The following is a 15,318-nucleotide window of genomic DNA, read 5'->3' as shown; positions in this document are numbered from 1 at the left end:
GTTATAAATGTCGTTAGAAAGGGGGAACTGCTTCAATGAACGGAGCTACTACAATACAGGAACGGCTAAAAGATTTACGATTAAACAAAGGATTAAAACTGGAAGAACTGGCTGAGCAAACGGGTATTTCAAAATCGGCTCTTGGCAGTTATGAAAAAGACGACTATAAGGAAATCAATCATGGCAACCTTATCCTGCTGGCAGATTTTTATGGGGTGTCCCTCGATTATCTCTTTTGCCGGACAGAGAACCGGGCGGAGATCAACACGCCATTAAGGGAGCTGCATTTGAGTGATGAGATGGTAGCACTTCTGAAAAGCGGTCGGATTAACAACCGTCTGCTGTGCGAACTTGCCACCCATAAGGACTTTATCAAGTTTCTTGCGGACATTGAGATTTATGTGGATGGGATTGCCACCATGCAGATTCAAAACCTCAACGCCCTTGTCGATACCGTCCGGCATGAAATCATTGAACGGTATCGCCCCGGCGAAGATGACCCCCATTTGAAAGTGTTGCAAGCCGCCCATATCAGTGATGATGAATATTTCAGTCACATGGTACGGGATGACCTCAACCTGATTATCCGGGATATTCGGGAAGCCCATAAAAAGGACAGCGAGAGTGCACCTCAGACCACCGTTGCCGATGAACTGAAAGAAAATCTGGAAGCGGTTGAAAATTTCAAGGGCAGCCGTGATGAAAAGCTGGTTGTCCTTTACTGTAAGCAGCTTGGTATCAACTATAAAAATCTGTCAGATGAAGAATTTCGCTGGCTGATTCGGATTCTCAAAAAATCAAAGAAAATGGGAACGCCTATCAGCCAGAGGAAAAAACGATAAAGAAAAACCGCTGTTGCATGGTTTGTTGGCTTCCATGTAGCAGCGGTTTTTGCTGGGATTATTCAGTTGAATTTTTAGCACGACAAACTGGAATTTGTCAAAGAGGATTATTCCAATATTCCACAGTATTTCTATTTACATCATAAAAAGTAATATTACCCGCATTTATAGGCAAGACAATCGCAAAAGGTTTATTGCGGTCAATATCAACCACTTGAATTGTGTTGCCATCATCTATTTCAAGTTGTTGCACCTGCTGTTGATTCATAGAAATAAATGCTCGTTCATTATATCCCTCTACAGTAAACTCCACAATTCCTCTTTGAATCCCCGAAAGAGTTCCACCTCCACGGAAAAAATATCCGAAGGAAAGTCCTGGACGATTGACATAGACGGAAAAAGAATGGTCACTCAAATCCTGAGGGTAAGAAATATATGCAGCCATCGTGCTGGAAACGCTTCCATCGACCGTCCAATCATCCTTAATCTTCTGCGACGAACGAATATCTGCCTCCAGCTTAGATGAAGTCACGCCGATCTCATTGTTCGTATAAAGAAAACAAACAAATAAAATACAAGCAAGAACAACCCCTATCACAATTTTAAGAAATATTTTTTTCCTTTATTATTTTTCATTTTTTTAAACTATTTAATACTAATGTCTTTTATAATAGCTTTTCATATATTATATAATCAATCTTTATAAGTCCTTTTATAAATTTCTTTTCTACCATTTTCGATAAATTCCTGTTTAATATTTTTAATTCCATAAACAATAGTTTCAATAGGATAATATTCTTCAACTATATCTTGATATTCTTTTGCTTTCTCAATATCTATATTTCCATACATTCTTAATATATCTTCTCCAAAATTTGTTCCTATTTCTTCTTCACTATCTTCAAGTAAGTATATAAAATCACAATATTCATCTATAATTCCAGAATCTCCAAAATCAATTATTCCAGTTAATCTATTATTGCCATCTAACAATAGATGATTACAACTAAAATCATTATGGCATAAACACTTTTTACCCTCAAAAACTGTTGTTGCATTTAGTCTTTCCATAAAACTTTCTATATAATCTTTTTCTATATCAGTTAAATCATTATAAATAGTTTCACGCAACAATATATACTCTTCTAATACATTTTGTTTATTATCAATAGTACATTCACTAATATCTGTATAATCTAAACCGTGCATTTGTCTTAAAAAACTGGCAATATCTCGTTTTAACAAATTTTGTTCTTCTTCTGACATAGTAGAATAAATTTCTGGTGTTAAAAAAGTTCCTTTAATTTCTTTATAACCTAGTATAGATAATTCATCACTAATATACGAATATTCAATATTAGGAATTTTTACATTAGTTTCTAAATTTGTATTTAAAAAATTATATATTGCTTTTTCTTTTGCATAACCTTTTTTCTTATTAGTACTAAATTTTGTTTTAAAAATGTATTCATTATTAACTAAATATGCCACACTATCATAACCACTACCGATTATTTCAATACTATCTACTTTGAAATTATCAAAGTAATGCTCAATTAAATATTTCATTGCCTTAACATTTGTGGCATTATCATCATATCTATATTCCATTAAATAACAATCTTCTTTTTTGCCCTCGTGTAATTCATGTTCTGGCAAATCTTCAATAATTCTAAAACCAGATTTTTGGTATGCCCTTATTGCTCTTGGATTATTTTTATGAGGGTCTAAAATAACTGCATTAGCATTTCTTTCTTTTTTCAAAAATTCAAAAATCAATTTAATATATCTTGTACCAATTCCTTTACTCCAATAATTTGGCTCTCCTATAAATTGATCCATACCATAGACTATCTCATCAGTTTTTGGATAATGATAATCAGTATATAACTCATCATACATTTTATATATTTGTCCATATCCAATAGGAACATTGTTATATTCAATAATTACTCTAAAAACTTCATCTTCCCAAGGCTCTGTATAATGTTTTTTTAATGATTCTAATGTATATTTTTTATCTCTACCACCATAAAATTCTAATACTCTTTCATCAGTTAACCATTTTAACATCAAAGGAAAATCATCATCTATTAAAGTTCTTATACATATTTCATTTTCAACTATATTCATTTATTTATCACCTTTTTCATAATCATATACATATACTATTTCATCTTTATAATCATTTTTACCACCTAATTTTTCATATACATGGCAAGCTCTAGGATTACCTTTATCAGTTATTAAAAACATTTCAGAACAACCAATCTCTTTAGAATATTCCTTAATAAAAGATAATAATTTTGAACCATAACCTTTGTCTTGATAGTTAGGTAACATTCCTATTGAGTGTAAATAAAACATTGTTTTTCCATCAGGTCTTAAAAGTGTATAGCAATATGCAAATCCTATAATTTTATTATTTTCTTTAGCTATAAACCCAAATGAACTGGTATCATTAAGAAATCCTTTTAAATTATCAATATCAAAAACCATATTATCATCAATTAAAACTTCTTCCATAAACTTTTTCACGCTATCAAAACTCCTTGTCAACTTTCGATTTGTCATAATCATTCTACCATACCGTTATGAATAAATCATCTCTTGCAAAATAATTTCTTCTGCCCGGTTGTGAATGTTATTGCAACGCTGCACCCATTCCATTTGATGGGTACGCTTCAATTCCTCGGTCACACCATCGGCAGCCTTCATCTGCTCCATGATGGTGTCTAACCGTTCCTGTGCCTGTTCGTTCAGGTCTGCAAGATATGTCCATAACTCCCCGGTCAGTGTCAATGTGTTCAATCTGGCTGGGTGGGCTTCTCTTAAATATTCCCGGTGCATCCGTCCGTACTTTCCGATAGGGCGGTGTTCCTCCGGCAGCTTCAAATCTGGGATATAGTAATCTCCGACAAGGATATAATCAATTCCGTTTTCCGTTATTCTTGGTTTCAATTCGCTCATGTTCCTTACCTCCTGTGGAAGCAGGCTCGTCTGGTACTAACTCAATCACATCGGTAATCTCACAATTCAGCGTTTCGCAGATACGGGCCAATGTATCCATGCTGATGTGCTTTCCCTCTTTGCTCATGTTGGCAATCATATTCGTTGTCATACCGGCGGCAAGCCTTAAATCTTCTTTTCTCATATCACGCTCTAACAGTGTATGCCAGAGTGGTTTATAGCTGATGTGCATATTGTTTTCCTGCCTTTTTATCCATACCACCGGGGCGGCTGCCCCGGCAGGAACTTTTCTCTTATTATAACACCAATCTTGTGTAATCACAATTTATTCTTGTATCCTGCCGCTGATACCGTCTGGATTGTGCTTTTCCTTTCTTTTTGTTCCCTTTAATTAGCCATAAACTGCTTCATGCCCTGGCTCTTTGCGCCCGGATTGTCGTTGCCGTAACCCTCCATGAGGTTAATGGCACCCCAAATGCCAAGACCTGCGCCAAGCGCGATAACCAAAGTCTGCAATACACCAACTGCGCTGTTGAAAAACTCCATATAAACCTCGCTTTCTGCCGCTGTGCGGCTCAAAAAAAGTTGTTGAAAATGAAAATGCCGCCGTTATTCCTCGGCGGCTGCGTCCTCGTCGGACAAATCTATTTCGTATATGTCAAAGGCTTCATCGGGCTTTACGATTGCCGGACGGGTAGACATATACCGTTCCACGTCAAAAGCGTTTCTTTTGTCGAAGTCGGAAAGGTATTTGTAGTTCGGGTGTTTCGTGATGTCGTATTTGTCGCTTAAAAAGGGACGCACACCGCGTAGCTGCAAAATACATTTCCCACCGTCCATAACTGCTATTTCGTCCTGTGTCATCAGCTCTTTGCCACAATGTCAAGTGATGAATTCAAAAAAGACAAGCACTATCCAAAGAAAAACTTCTTTTATGGTATCTGCCTATTTTGTTTTCGATAGTTTTAGCTGTGATACATTTAATTTAGGGTGCAAAAAAGCAGGAGACCTTTTCGGATCTCCTGCTTAGTAGAGCTGTGAATATTTAATTGTGGTTGGGTTGCCAGTTATGCAAACTGGAATTTCTGTTATAGATTTACAATCATAATAAATTCCTCGCTATTTTCATTAACAACAGTAAATCCCACTTTCTCGTACATCTTCACTGCATAATTACTTTTCTGAACAGATAAGGATATTTTTGAATATCCAGCTAATCTTTCCACTTGTAATAATTGTTTCAATAATGAAGTTCCAATGCCTAACCCTCTATATTGGGGGCAGACAGACATGGCAAGAGATGGAGTATCATTATCAATGTGTCCATAGTCATTCATAATTCTTACCCAAATAGCTCCTACTACATTTCCCTGAATCTCTGCAACTAAGGCTTTATCATGTTTTCGATTTCCAAACTCGACGATATATTCTTGTAATTCCGGACATTCTATTACTGATTTAGGTGGAAGTTCAATACCTTCCGGAATATAAATCGCTTCGTATAAAAAACCACTTAATAAACAGTATTCTTCGCTTCTCATTTCTCGTATTATATAGTCCATAAGTTTACTCCAAATTCTAATTTCTGGTTTTTACTCAACTTTAGTGTAGCTCTCCATACTAAAAGTTTCCAAATCAAACACTACCGCAACAACATTGTCCTCATTTTCTTCAATAAGCCATAAGCGAGTCCATAATGTTTGGTCATTCATATTGGTAGCAGTTTTATCCTCACCATCGGTAATGATTTTTTCGGGATCTAATTTTGTTACAAAAATGTTTTCAGGTTTAAGACCTGGCAGGCTGCTTTGAAGTTCCTCCTCTGTTAGTCCTGCTATTTCCATTGCTTCAGCACCTTTATAATACTCAACATCTCCGTACCAGTAGTTATCGTTAACATTCTCGATGGATTTTAACCACATAAACTTATCGTCAACGAATTTATAACCAGCACCAGAGCCGGTATCTATTTCCCATGTCCCTTGTATCAGTGCATTATCATCGTTATTATCTTTGCTGTCAGTAGTACCGGCGCAAGCGGTAAGCCCAAATAGTGTAAAACAGATCATCAGAATAGCTGCTGCAATTCTGAAAAACCCACTTTTGCGGTATTTAATCATATTCATATCATAGTTCATAGGTAACCTCCAAGTTATATCCTCTTTATTTTCGTAAGCCTTTCTCTATTGAAATTGAAGAAAACCTTTTATTCCCGTTCCCGTCTACTCCGTTTTTTCTTTCGGGGATCTGGCGGTGGAGAGAAGGTCTGAATATAGTCCTGCCGGATCGCTGTCACATCCAGAGAAAGAAAAGCAGCGACACGGTCCTGTTCGGAAGTTTGCTCTGGGAAAAAGGATGCAAATTTCTGTGCCAGCTGTTCTTCTTTTTCATACAGTTTAAGTGTGCCTTCGTATCCAATCAATTCTTTCAGCACAGCAGTAAACTCCGTGTACCGGTCCCCTCGAATATCCAGATCGACCTTTGCTTTGGCAGTCATGCCGTTCAGGTAAAGTACCTTCAGGGAAGTATGGTTCCTGAACCGATTCATTGTGAACCATAAAGCCAGCTTTTTTGAGAGTAGCTTACCGCCAATCAGCATCCAGTTCTGGCTTTGGTATATTTCCAGATACTTTTTCATGCCCTCATCTTCAAACTCTATTGGTTCAAAATGTTCTCCATCCAGCAGCTGTTCCAGCTGATTTTTGCTGAGAATCTGATTCAGTACCGGTATGTTCCGGTAAGGCGTGCAGATATAGCGTCTCATTTTCTGAAACAGCGCTACAACCAGAACTGCTGTGCCAAGTAAAAACAGAAAAAGCTCTCCATCCATTTCGATTTTCCCGGTTGCCGTTACCCAGATGCCACGCAGAACCAGTACAACGCCAAAGCCCCACAACCCGAAAACCAGCAACTTTTTCAGTGGATGAAAATGAATCCACTCAATGATCCGCACTTGTTGCTTGCCGCTCATCGGTTCATTTCGTAAAAGTCGGCGGGTGATCCACTGATTCAACAGTTGTGGAGTCCATGCAACGCCAAATAGAAAAACTGCAATACCGGCATAAAGGGCAATCCCGATCCAACCAATATCCAGATAAGACTCCAAAAGCAGTAAAAGGATAATGGGCAGAATCATGGTGAGAAAAAGTGGTAAAAATGATTTTTTGCGTCCCTTCTGGAGATTTAGGTCATTGAAAGCAGAAGTAATGCACAGGGCAAAAATCATCACAGCCGATATTCCGCCGGACACCCAGTTTTTAAGGTCGCCAAAACGCATCACATGTTCGACTCTGTGCATATTCGGAAATTTCCCGGTAATACCTGCATAGAGGCAAAATCCCAAATAAGCCAAAGCCAAAAGTGCCCCTACCAGCTTCAAAATTGTTTTTCCTGAAAGTTTTCGTTTCTCCATCTTCGTCGTTTTCCTATAAAATCACGGTTCCTGTATCAATTTATCCTTCTGTATCCCAAACAAAGCTATCTACCATGTCCCTGGCGGCCTGTTCAGTGGTTTCTGATCCGCTGAAATTTGTAAGCTGGATCAGGCAGAACCCGTAATCCTTTACAATATAGTATTGCGTGGTGACAATATCGCCCTCGTCGATAGTAAAGATATAAAGCAGATCCCCCTGCTCGGTATAGGTTCCATCCCCGTTCAGTTGTGCTTCAATACCATCCAGCTGCATCAAAATCTGTTGGACGATCGCATCCCGAAACTGCTCATGCTCATCCAGACTATATTTGTTCTTTCCTACATGGATGGAGATGTTGTCCGGCTTTTCATCATTTTCGTGGCCTTCCTCTATATAGAAAATCTGCGAATTAGTAGAATGCTTCTCAGATTTCTCCCATCCATCCGGGACGATATAACTTCCGGGAATCGCATAATCTTCAGATGATATTTCGGTTTCGGAAGAAGAAGGTTCCTGCTGATCCGCCACAGATTCATCAGAGGGAGATTGTGGCGATGAAGTCCCATTTTTACCGCATCCAGCAAGGAGCAGCACCATAGCTAATAACACAATTAAGATTTTTTTCATGCTCTGATTCCTCTCGCTTTATAATACGGGTTATCCGAGTTTGGAAACAATCTGGCAGAACATCTCAACATTTTCTTTCTGCCCCTGAATATCAGAGCCAATCGCATTGTTCATCAAAGAAATTTTCATTTTCTCTTTTCCAAAATGCAGCATTACGACTTTTCTTCCGGGCAGCAACCCACCCTTGACCTCTGCCTTTGTTATGCTGTTTAGGGGCAGAGAAAGCCGGTTTTCAATTTTGGAGACATTGACGGAATTTACAATGACCATATTCAGGTGTTTCTCGGTAATTCCCAGATAGCAGTAAGCATTGCTCAGTGCGCCCAATGCAGCGGCAGCACCCCCCGTCAGTGTAGAAAGTCCCCCAATTAGTGCATAGGTATCAGCCCCGGCCATGATGACTGCCCATAACTTGCACTGATAGGCTTCGCTTTTCTTCAAAATGGCTTCCAGCATTTCATTTTTATCTTTTTCATTCATTGTAAGCATAATTGTTCCTCCTGATTATTGTTTTAAGTTGAGAACGCCGGATGCAATCCTTTGATATATGCACCCGGCGTTCTTCAAAAGCATTAGTCTACTTTCAAATTTTCGTCCAGGATCACCAGTTCGCCGTTGCGTTCAATGATACCAGGCTGAACCACGACGATTTTCAGACCTTCCTGCAATTCCAGATACTGTGAAGCATAACCCCAAACCTTGACCTGATCGCCTTCCTCAAGCTCAATGGCAGTGCTTACAGTACCATCTTCATTCAAAAGCTGGTTAGAAATACAGTAGAGCTGGCCGGTTGTATCCTCTGCGATATAGAGAGACACATCCGTAGCGAGTGGCGTTCCGGCAATAGATTTATATTCACCGACTTCTTCGCCCCAAATAGTACCTTCACTGTAAAATCCAACGACCATATTTTCTTCATATCCCTCGATGATCGCATTGAAATCCTGAGCATACGGCTCCATCTCGGCTTTTGTAGTATCCTTGTAAGCGGCAATCTTTTCATTAGATGCCTGTTCTTTTACCTCTTGCGGCTGATAATCCTTGTATTCAAAAACATTGTCCGAAGCAAGCGTGATTGCTGTGTAGTCATCATCCAGAATGACTTTATAAACAGCAATTTCATCATCATCAACAGTACGATTGATGTCGATATTTCCTGCGGAATTCAGTTCATATCCGTCTACACCTTCCAGCGCCTTTTGTAAAGCTGCGTTGGACATCGCACAGTTGATCCCATTGAGCGTTACAAAGAAATCAGGATTTGGTTGATCCTTATCGGCAGAGTATTCCAGTTCTACCACCGTTCCGCCCTCAGCAGGCTTGCATGGCTCTGTCCCGGCATTTACGATTGCAACATCTATTTCCTGATCGTCTTTGGAAAGTTCCCCATAAATACGCTCGCCGGGTTGCAGAGAAACCTCTGCTGCATCATATTCTTCCGTTTCCAAACTCCAGCCGGCTTGTATCAGCTGGGAAGTTTCCAAAGGAAGCGTATAGTAAGTACCATCCAGTACGAACTCAGGTGTCCCGTCATTTTTCAGCTGAGACAGAATGGCCTCATCCGTACAGCCTTTATCGCTGCCCGCAGCTGCCGGAGCTGATGTCTGAGGTTTTGAGCCGCATCCGGCCAGCATACTGCATACCAGCACACATCCTGTCAGTAAAGCAATCCATTGTTTTTTCATAAGCGTAAATCCTTTCTGCGATTCTATCAAATTTGTTTTATGTATGAACAACTCATATCCTATATAAAGGTCGATTATGCCCCTATCAGCGTCATGACCACATAGAGTACGATAAGCAGGAGCGCAAGACACATTGCACAGAAAACGGCAATCGTCGTTTTGACCCTGTGCCGCTCCTTTAATGTCAGAACCATCATTGCAAGTACATCAAAGGAAAAGAAGAACTGGCAGATTCCAGCTAAAACCGCCAACCATTTCGGATGTATGCCGTCTTTGCATGACTTTATCAGATAAGCGATAGCATAGGGAGCTGCCCCTAATAGAATCCCGTATCCCAAAATCAAAAAAACAATGGTTACCAGTCCGAACAACGCCATCAGCGGCAATGGGAAGAATGCCATCAGCGTTACATATACGGTGATGCTCCCTCCGATCAGGTAGAACGGGATTAGTCCATACTTGATAATCAAAGTGCAGTTCAGCAATGTTTTTCTCGACCACTTTCTTCCTACGGTCAGCACAACAATCAAATTGACGATCCCCATAATAAAGGGCAGAAGGATCGATACTATCTGCAATGTGATTGCATTGCCAAAATGAACTGCCAAAAGAAAGAATGTATAAGACACAATTACATAGAGTACCGGGAGGATATAAGTCATTTAGCAGCCTCCTTTCTGCGCCGGATCAACCAGAGAATCAGCCAGATCAAGCAGACTGGGAACGAGAACAAGCCCAAAATAAAAACTCCGGCTCCAAACGATCCAAGGATTGAGTCCCCGGTGGCGATATTGCTGATGATTCCGAACAGTGCCAGACCAACGCTGAAAGAGAGCCAGCAAAAGAAAGCATATTTACTCTCTTTGGCGCTTGCGGGTATTCTTGATTCTCCCTTTTTATTTCCAAGCTGGGTTTTTAGCTGTTCGCTTAGAAGTCGTTCCTGCTTCTCTAATTCAGTGTCTCCGATCGCCCTTGCGTAATCTTCACGAAGTAGGTGATACCCCAGTTTATCCTGCGTATTTTTTGCTCGATGCAAAAACTGCTCCAAAGTTTCTTCCGCTTCTGTCCAGCGCTGTTGTTCCAGCAGAGCGGAGAACCAGTTCGCTGTAATGATGTTTTTGGAATGCTTGCTGAGTGCCCAAGGACGCCAGCGATCCAATCCATGTTTCAAATTCTCAAGGTTGTGATCGCTTTGATATGCCACCACATAGGGGTTAAGTTTCTTTGCCAGCCAGTGTTCATATTTGCAATATGCGAAAAAGCATAGAGCCAGCAGCACAAGGAACACTACAACAGCAATCCACATAGTCTCGTAAGAAAAAAAGTGATCATAAATCAAGCACGCAGCTCCGGAGAGAGCCGCAATGCTGAAAATTGGCCATGGATTTCTCATAATAGCAATATCTCCAATCATCTGTTTGAATAAAGATTCCGATATGGTCAAATTGTCATATCTATATGCAAACATTATAGCATTTGCATGATCTTTCGTCATCATTTTTCTGCTGTACGGCTAGGAATTTAATTGTAAATAAATTATGAATATATCTATTGCAATTTTACAAAAAGAAAAGCCTCATCCCTCGCTGATTGAGAGATGAGGCGAAATGATTATGCTGTAATCTCCGGGATTTCTCCGACAAAGTTATAAACGATTCTGACTTCCTGCACCTTCTGTCCGTCAATCTTCTTGACTTCGCCCACCAAAATTTTGCTGATGAGCCGGTTCAGCACCGCTTCATCCAGTTCTTCAATGGCTGCATAACGCCGGATTTCTTTGATAAAGGTGCGGACTTCATTTTCCTGTTCGTCAGAGTGGCGCATCATCAACAGCAGGTCTCGCAGGCGCTTCTGGTTAGCTTCCTGCTCCTGCTCCAGTGTTGCTGTCAGCTTCATAAAACGCTGCTCAGTCAAGATTCCTTTTGCCTTATCGGTATATAGGCTCAGAAACATCTCATCAATTTCACAATTCCTGCTTTCCAGTCGTTGACATTCCTTCTGTGTCTGGGAAGCGTCCAGAAGATACCGGCGCTCCATCCGGCTGCTCAGCCGCTGATAAAAAGCATCGGCATCTTTGAGCGCAGTCTTTGCCAGCTCCTGAATATCTTTCAGCACAAGATTGTATAAATCTCTGGCTTCGATCTTGTGGCTGGTACAGGCGTTCTTGCCCAGCCTGTTATAGGTCTGGCAGATATAATACGCCTTATCAATCGGTTCCCGCTGTTCGCCGGTAAAACGGTTCTTTCCGGTTCTGCCAACCTTTTCATACCGCACCTGCATGGACTTTCCGCAAGTCGCACAATAAATGATACCGTGGAACAGGTTATAAAAGGGGCAGGAGTTGCCCTTCATAATGGTTGGTCTGCGGTCAATGATTTCCTGCACCTGCTCCCATTCTTCCGGGGAGATGATTGCTTCATGGCAATCCTCGATAATTTCCCAGTCCTCACGAGGGATAATATCATAGGTGTTGGAGCGAATCCCTTTCTGATGTGTCCGGCAGACCAGATGTGCGCCCTTATAAAAGGGATTCCGCAGGATATGGCTGATTCTTGCACTTCCCCATGAATAGTAATTTACATCACATTCTGTGTTACTTTTTACTCTGGTGATTGGGACTTTATCATCCATGAGCTGCTTTGCAATCCGCATACATCCCCAGCCATCCAGCGCCATATCATAGATTTTTCGGATTACCGGTGCTGTCTCAGGGTCACGGATCAAATGCCCCTTATCCTCCGGGTCACGCATCAAACCGAGGGGCGGCTGCCCACCACAAAACTTCCCCTGCCGGGAACGGGTCATACGCCCTGCCAGCACCTTTTTGGAAATATCCCGGCTGTACATATCGTTCAGGATATTCTTAAACGGCGTAATGTCCATTTCCTGACGGGTCAGGCTGTCCACTCCGTCTGTAATGGCGATATAGCGTACATTGTGTTTTGGGAAAAAGATTTCGATATAGCTGCCAGCTTCGATATAATTCCTGCCCAGTCTGGACAGGTCTTTGGTGATAACGCAGCCGATCTTTCCCGCCTCAATATCGGCAATCATGCGCTGAAAAGAAGGGCGGTTGAAATTGCGGCCTGTATAACCGTCATCCACATAATACTCATACTGGAACATTCCGTTTTTTTCGGCAAAGTCCCGGAGCATAAGTTTCTGGTTGCTGATGCTCATGCTCTCATTATCGCCGCCATCCTCCAGAGAGATACGGCAATAAAGGGCTGTGATTTTCTGATTCACTTGTTTTTTCCTGCTCATAGTGTTCTCCTTCTATGAACAGGGACACGATACCATTATAATACCATGCCCCTGTCCATGATTCAACTGCTTTACGCCGCTTTTCGTGCCATTTCCTGATGCTCTAACCATTCCTCGAAGTGTTCGCAGGTCTGACGCTCGATCAGCTGCTCAAAGGCTTCCCGCATGGTTTTGTCCCCAGAAAACTCACGAACCACTACAAACTGGACTTTTTTATTCTGCTTCTTGTTTTTCTCCATAGGCTACCTCCATAGAATAGGGGATCAGACGGTAGCTGTGGCAACGAAGTCCGGCAACGGACATCAAAAAACCTGTAAACTATCGTCTGACCCTGATTTCTTACTTTTCAAATTTTCTTGTAAAATCTCGTTGCTTTCGTTGCCGGAAACATAGATAGATAATAAAAATCCTTTATTTACGGGCTTTTTCCATATCAAAACCATAAATTTATCAGCAACGAACCCGGCAACCAACTGGCAACTATCCCGGCAACAGACCGTCCTTGTCAGGCGATCCACTCCTGCGGAAGTTCCAGCTGACGGCATTCTTCTTCACTCAGTTCTACAAATCCACCTTCGTTGCTGGGTAGTTCGTTGCCGGAAGTGTCCCGTTCCCAGCCCTTTTGTCTGCCATATCCGGCAAACATCCGGGGATTGGAAAAAGGCTTCCAACCGGTCACGACCGTGTTCATGATCTCATTGATATTGTGGAGCTGCCACCGCTTCGGCTCATCAAAGGTATGTCCCAGCGCCTCCTTGAACAGCTGTTTTGAGCAGACCATGTTTCCGGTGTAGTGTTCCAGAAATCCCTGTATCTGTCCAGCTTCGGTGTCCTCCGGCATGAAGTCTTTCTGCACCTCCACCAGTTGACGCTGGATGGACTTGCTGAATTTCATGGAATACTTGCCGCTGTGGTAAATGCTCATAGCTTCTGCCCATACCTGCAACAGATACGCTCTGGAAGCGTCCTCGTCCTCCAAAATGTGAACCTCTGCCTTCTCCGGGTAAATCATGATTGGGAGAAAGCGCCGGTTCCCGGCTCGATCCAGCGGCAGAAAGTCCAGGGTATTCGAGGAACCACCGAACACGCACTGCCGAAGCCGGTCTTTAGGCTGAGATTCATAAGGTGTCCGGTAGGTTTCCTTCTGTCGGCTAATAAAGGAACGGATTTCTTCAATGCTCTTTGCGCTGCTGGTGGCAAGCATCTCTGACATCTCAATGATCCAGTGACCTTGTAGCTTTTGGAATACCCGGTCGTCATCCAACTTCTTCAGGTCATCAGAGAACCATTCGTCCCGGATCGCCAGCAGTCGGAAGAATGTGGACTTCCCGGCACCCTGACCGCCCACCAAACAAAGCATTTCTTCATATTTGGAACCGGGACGGAATACCCGGCGTATAGCACCCAGCAGGAAATGTTTCAGCATTTCTTCCACATAGTCACTTTCATCAGCACCAAGAAAATGGTGCAGACAGGATCGGATGCGTGGTGTACCGTCCCAGACAAGACTGTTCAGCACATCCTGAATTGGATGGTAACAATTTTCGTTTGCTACGATAGAAAGGGCAGCCGTGATCTTTTTCTCACTGGTCAGCTCATAGTTTCTCTCAAAATAGAGGAGAAGATATTTCACATCAGTATCCGTCAGAGCGCTGGTATTCCTGCGCCAGCCCAAGTCCTGTACAATGTCTACCCGGTCTGTCAGGAGATTAAGCCGGATGGCATCCCGCAGGAGTGGATCGCAGCAGAACACAATCCGGCAGTTGTCGATGGTGTTGGCTGTTTTTCCCTTGTCGGTAACAGAAAGGCTCTGCCGCACCTTATCAACGCTCTGTTCCGGCGCTATGGCTTCGGCTGCGCTCATCACAGCCTGCTGGGTGGCTGGCGATAAACTCTGATATTCGCTGTTCAATTTTCCTCACCTCTTTTCCATACTCCGCAACTACAAAAGCTCGTTCTTCTATGCTGTCAGACAGAAGAAGATCCAACAGATATTCGATATATGGCTGCCTGTGCAGAGCCTCCACAAACAAAGGATTCCAGTCATCCTCCGGTTGTTTGGGCGCATATTCTTCTTTCCATCGTTCCAGCAAACGCAGGTAGTCGCACAGCACCCGAAAGCATTTCTGCTCTGCCTGCCGGTATCGCATTTCCTCGCTGATTTTTCTTTTGATTACTCTCTTTTGTGGCGGATCGTGGCCTTTGCGGTCAAAGCTGATTGAGAAGTCCTCTGCCAGCTTTAAGGCAGCTTCTTTACTGCTTAGTCCAAAAAGACGGGAAGTGAAATCAATCACATCTCCATCTGCCTGACAGGCAAAACAATGGAACCGTCTGTCCACCTTCATGCTGGGATGCCTGTCATCGTGAAACGGGCAACAAGCCATCCCGTTGCGTCCTACTGAAATTCCATAAACCAAAGCAGCCTGCCTTGTGGTAACAGACTGTTTTACTGCTTCAAATACATTCGTTTCTTCCACCTCCAAACAATGCAAAAGGCATCCGGTTTCCATAGAAAAT

Annotated in this window: 19 protein-coding genes and 1 pseudogene; 1 reads left to right on the top strand and 19 read right to left on the bottom strand. The window is 42.1% G+C overall.

What is annotated here, in order from left to right; genetic code table 11:
• Nucleotides 1-35 precede the first annotated feature (35 nt).
• Nucleotides 36-842, top strand: coding sequence for a helix-turn-helix transcriptional regulator (locus ABC831_RS08660; protein ID WP_006573790.1), 807 nt, complete (start codon nt 36-38; stop codon nt 840-842).
• Between the two features lie 97 nt (nt 843-939).
• On the opposite strand, the gene ABC831_RS08655 is transcribed toward ABC831_RS08660, so the two are convergent.
• From ABC831_RS08655 to ABC831_RS08565, 19 genes and pseudogenes are all read right to left on the bottom strand, one after another.
• Complete coding sequence (locus tag ABC831_RS08655; protein ID WP_330670570.1) at nt 940-1,440, bottom strand: hypothetical protein; 501 nt, start codon at nt 1,438-1,440, stop codon at nt 940-942.
• A 95-nt stretch (nt 1,441-1,535) separates the two neighbouring features.
• Nucleotides 1,536-2,975 (bottom strand): bifunctional aminoglycoside N-acetyltransferase AAC(6')-Ie/aminoglycoside O-phosphotransferase APH(2'')-Ia, encoded by a 1,440-nt coding sequence (locus ABC831_RS08650; RefSeq protein ID WP_001028144.1) that lies wholly within the window; start codon nt 2,973-2,975, stop codon nt 1,536-1,538.
• A complete protein-coding gene (locus ABC831_RS08645) occupies nt 2,976-3,380 on the bottom strand; it encodes a GNAT family N-acetyltransferase (protein ID WP_425323656.1) in 405 nt (134 codons plus the stop codon).
• 54 nt (nt 3,381-3,434) lie between these two features.
• Nucleotides 3,435-3,812, bottom strand: coding sequence for a TnpV protein (locus ABC831_RS08640; RefSeq protein WP_003533403.1), 378 nt, complete (start codon nt 3,810-3,812; stop codon nt 3,435-3,437).
• The gene (locus ABC831_RS08635) at nt 3,772-4,044 is read right to left on the bottom strand and encodes a helix-turn-helix domain-containing protein (RefSeq protein WP_002593556.1); all 273 of its coding nucleotides are present in this window, start codon (nt 4,042-4,044) and stop codon (nt 3,772-3,774) included. The genes ABC831_RS08640 and ABC831_RS08635 overlap by 41 nt, the downstream gene beginning before the upstream one ends.
• A gap of 155 nt (nt 4,045-4,199) precedes the next feature.
• Complete coding sequence (locus tag ABC831_RS08630) at nt 4,200-4,358, bottom strand: Maff2 family mobile element protein (RefSeq protein WP_107000665.1); 159 nt, start codon at nt 4,356-4,358, stop codon at nt 4,200-4,202.
• A 63-nt stretch (nt 4,359-4,421) separates the two neighbouring features.
• Nucleotides 4,422-4,688 (bottom strand): annotated as a pseudogene (locus tag ABC831_RS08625) (hypothetical protein); the annotation flags it as partial.
• Nucleotides 4,689-4,900: 212 nt separating this feature from the next.
• The gene (locus ABC831_RS08620) at nt 4,901-5,374 is read right to left on the bottom strand and encodes a GNAT family N-acetyltransferase (protein WP_343247792.1); all 474 of its coding nucleotides are present in this window, start codon (nt 5,372-5,374) and stop codon (nt 4,901-4,903) included.
• 30 nt (nt 5,375-5,404) lie between these two features.
• Nucleotides 5,405-5,950: a hypothetical protein gene (locus ABC831_RS08615; protein ID WP_257349063.1), complete on the bottom strand. Its 546-nt coding sequence runs from the start codon at nt 5,948-5,950 to the stop codon at nt 5,405-5,407.
• A gap of 68 nt (nt 5,951-6,018) precedes the next feature.
• Nucleotides 6,019-7,224 (bottom strand): hypothetical protein, encoded by a 1,206-nt coding sequence (locus ABC831_RS08610; protein WP_257349064.1) that lies wholly within the window; start codon nt 7,222-7,224, stop codon nt 6,019-6,021.
• A 40-nt stretch (nt 7,225-7,264) separates the two neighbouring features.
• Complete coding sequence (locus tag ABC831_RS08605) at nt 7,265-7,852, bottom strand: hypothetical protein (RefSeq protein ID WP_195384493.1); 588 nt, start codon at nt 7,850-7,852, stop codon at nt 7,265-7,267.
• Between the two features lie 30 nt (nt 7,853-7,882).
• The gene (locus ABC831_RS08600; protein WP_425524575.1) at nt 7,883-8,332 is read right to left on the bottom strand and encodes a hypothetical protein; all 450 of its coding nucleotides are present in this window, start codon (nt 8,330-8,332) and stop codon (nt 7,883-7,885) included.
• A 92-nt stretch (nt 8,333-8,424) separates the two neighbouring features.
• The gene (locus ABC831_RS08595; RefSeq protein WP_117505369.1) at nt 8,425-9,537 is read right to left on the bottom strand and encodes a hypothetical protein; all 1,113 of its coding nucleotides are present in this window, start codon (nt 9,535-9,537) and stop codon (nt 8,425-8,427) included.
• Between the two features lie 74 nt (nt 9,538-9,611).
• Nucleotides 9,612-10,199 (bottom strand): DUF6652 family protein, encoded by a 588-nt coding sequence (locus ABC831_RS08590; RefSeq protein WP_004613375.1) that lies wholly within the window; start codon nt 10,197-10,199, stop codon nt 9,612-9,614.
• Nucleotides 10,196-11,032 carry an AAA family ATPase gene (locus tag ABC831_RS08585; protein WP_227166639.1) on the bottom strand — a complete coding sequence of 279 codons (837 nt, stop codon included), beginning with the start codon at nt 11,030-11,032 and terminating at the stop codon, nt 10,196-10,198. Before ABC831_RS08585 ends, ABC831_RS08590 begins: the two co-directional genes overlap by 4 nt.
• A gap of 116 nt (nt 11,033-11,148) precedes the next feature.
• A complete protein-coding gene (locus tag ABC831_RS08580; RefSeq protein WP_118263090.1) occupies nt 11,149-12,801 on the bottom strand; it encodes a recombinase family protein in 1,653 nt (550 codons plus the stop codon).
• Nucleotides 12,802-12,872: 71 nt separating this feature from the next.
• Nucleotides 12,873-13,040, bottom strand: a complete 168-nt coding sequence (locus tag ABC831_RS08575; protein WP_004612784.1) for a hypothetical protein — start codon at nt 13,038-13,040, stop codon at nt 12,873-12,875.
• Between the two features lie 266 nt (nt 13,041-13,306).
• Nucleotides 13,307-14,665, bottom strand: coding sequence for a virulence-associated E family protein (locus ABC831_RS08570; protein ID WP_118359278.1), 1,359 nt, complete (start codon nt 14,663-14,665; stop codon nt 13,307-13,309).
• On the bottom strand, nt 14,625-15,311 hold the full coding sequence (locus ABC831_RS08565; protein WP_004612786.1) for a CHC2 zinc finger domain-containing protein: 687 nt from the start codon (nt 15,309-15,311) through the stop codon (nt 14,625-14,627). Before ABC831_RS08565 ends, ABC831_RS08570 begins: the two co-directional genes overlap by 41 nt.
• Between the last annotated feature and the right edge of the window lie 7 nt (nt 15,312-15,318).

Origin of the sequence: Diplocloster hominis (assembly GCF_032380655.1) — a bacterium.
GTDB classification, from domain to species: domain Bacteria; phylum Bacillota; class Clostridia; order Lachnospirales; family Lachnospiraceae; genus Diplocloster; species Diplocloster hominis.
The sequence above is the reverse complement of the archived record's forward strand: the minus strand, read 5'-3'. Positions and strand labels throughout refer to the sequence as shown.

Bases quoted from the DNA above. Each gene is read 5' to 3' on its own strand.
- ABC831_RS08660 (WP_006573790.1), top strand. From the start codon at position 36: ATGAACGGAGCTACTACAATACAGGAACGGCTAAAAGATTTACGATTA.
- ABC831_RS08610 (WP_257349064.1), bottom strand. From the start codon at position 7,224: ATGGAGAAACGAAAACTTTCAGGAAAAACAATTTTGAAGCTGGTAGGG.
- ABC831_RS08580 (WP_118263090.1), bottom strand. From the start codon at position 12,801: ATGAGCAGGAAAAAACAAGTGAATCAGAAAATCACAGCCCTTTATTGC.
- ABC831_RS08620 (WP_343247792.1), bottom strand. From the start codon at position 5,374: ATGGACTATATAATACGAGAAATGAGAAGCGAAGAATACTGTTTATTA.
- ABC831_RS08635 (WP_002593556.1), bottom strand. From the start codon at position 4,044: ATGCACATCAGCTATAAACCACTCTGGCATACACTGTTAGAGCGTGAT.
- ABC831_RS08630 (WP_107000665.1), bottom strand. From the start codon at position 4,358: ATGGAGTTTTTCAACAGCGCAGTTGGTGTATTGCAGACTTTGGTTATC.
- ABC831_RS08650 (WP_001028144.1), bottom strand. From the start codon at position 2,975: ATGAATATAGTTGAAAATGAAATATGTATAAGAACTTTAATAGATGAT.
- ABC831_RS08605 (WP_195384493.1), bottom strand. From the start codon at position 7,852: ATGAAAAAAATCTTAATTGTGTTATTAGCTATGGTGCTGCTCCTTGCT.
- ABC831_RS08575 (WP_004612784.1), bottom strand. From the start codon at position 13,040: ATGGAGAAAAACAAGAAGCAGAATAAAAAAGTCCAGTTTGTAGTGGTT.
- ABC831_RS08590 (WP_004613375.1), bottom strand. From the start codon at position 10,199: ATGACTTATATCCTCCCGGTACTCTATGTAATTGTGTCTTATACATTC.
- ABC831_RS08565 (WP_004612786.1), bottom strand. From the start codon at position 15,311: ATGGAAACCGGATGCCTTTTGCATTGTTTGGAGGTGGAAGAAACGAAT.
- ABC831_RS08615 (WP_257349063.1), bottom strand. From the start codon at position 5,950: ATGAACTATGATATGAATATGATTAAATACCGCAAAAGTGGGTTTTTC.
- ABC831_RS08595 (WP_117505369.1), bottom strand. From the start codon at position 9,537: ATGAAAAAACAATGGATTGCTTTACTGACAGGATGTGTGCTGGTATGC.
- ABC831_RS08585 (WP_227166639.1), bottom strand. From the start codon at position 11,032: ATGACGAAAGATCATGCAAATGCTATAATGTTTGCATATAGATATGAC.
- ABC831_RS08600 (WP_425524575.1), bottom strand. From the start codon at position 8,332: ATGAATGAAAAAGATAAAAATGAAATGCTGGAAGCCATTTTGAAGAAA.
- ABC831_RS08570 (WP_118359278.1), bottom strand. From the start codon at position 14,665: ATGAGCGCAGCCGAAGCCATAGCGCCGGAACAGAGCGTTGATAAGGTG.
- ABC831_RS08640 (WP_003533403.1), bottom strand. From the start codon at position 3,812: ATGAGCGAATTGAAACCAAGAATAACGGAAAACGGAATTGATTATATC.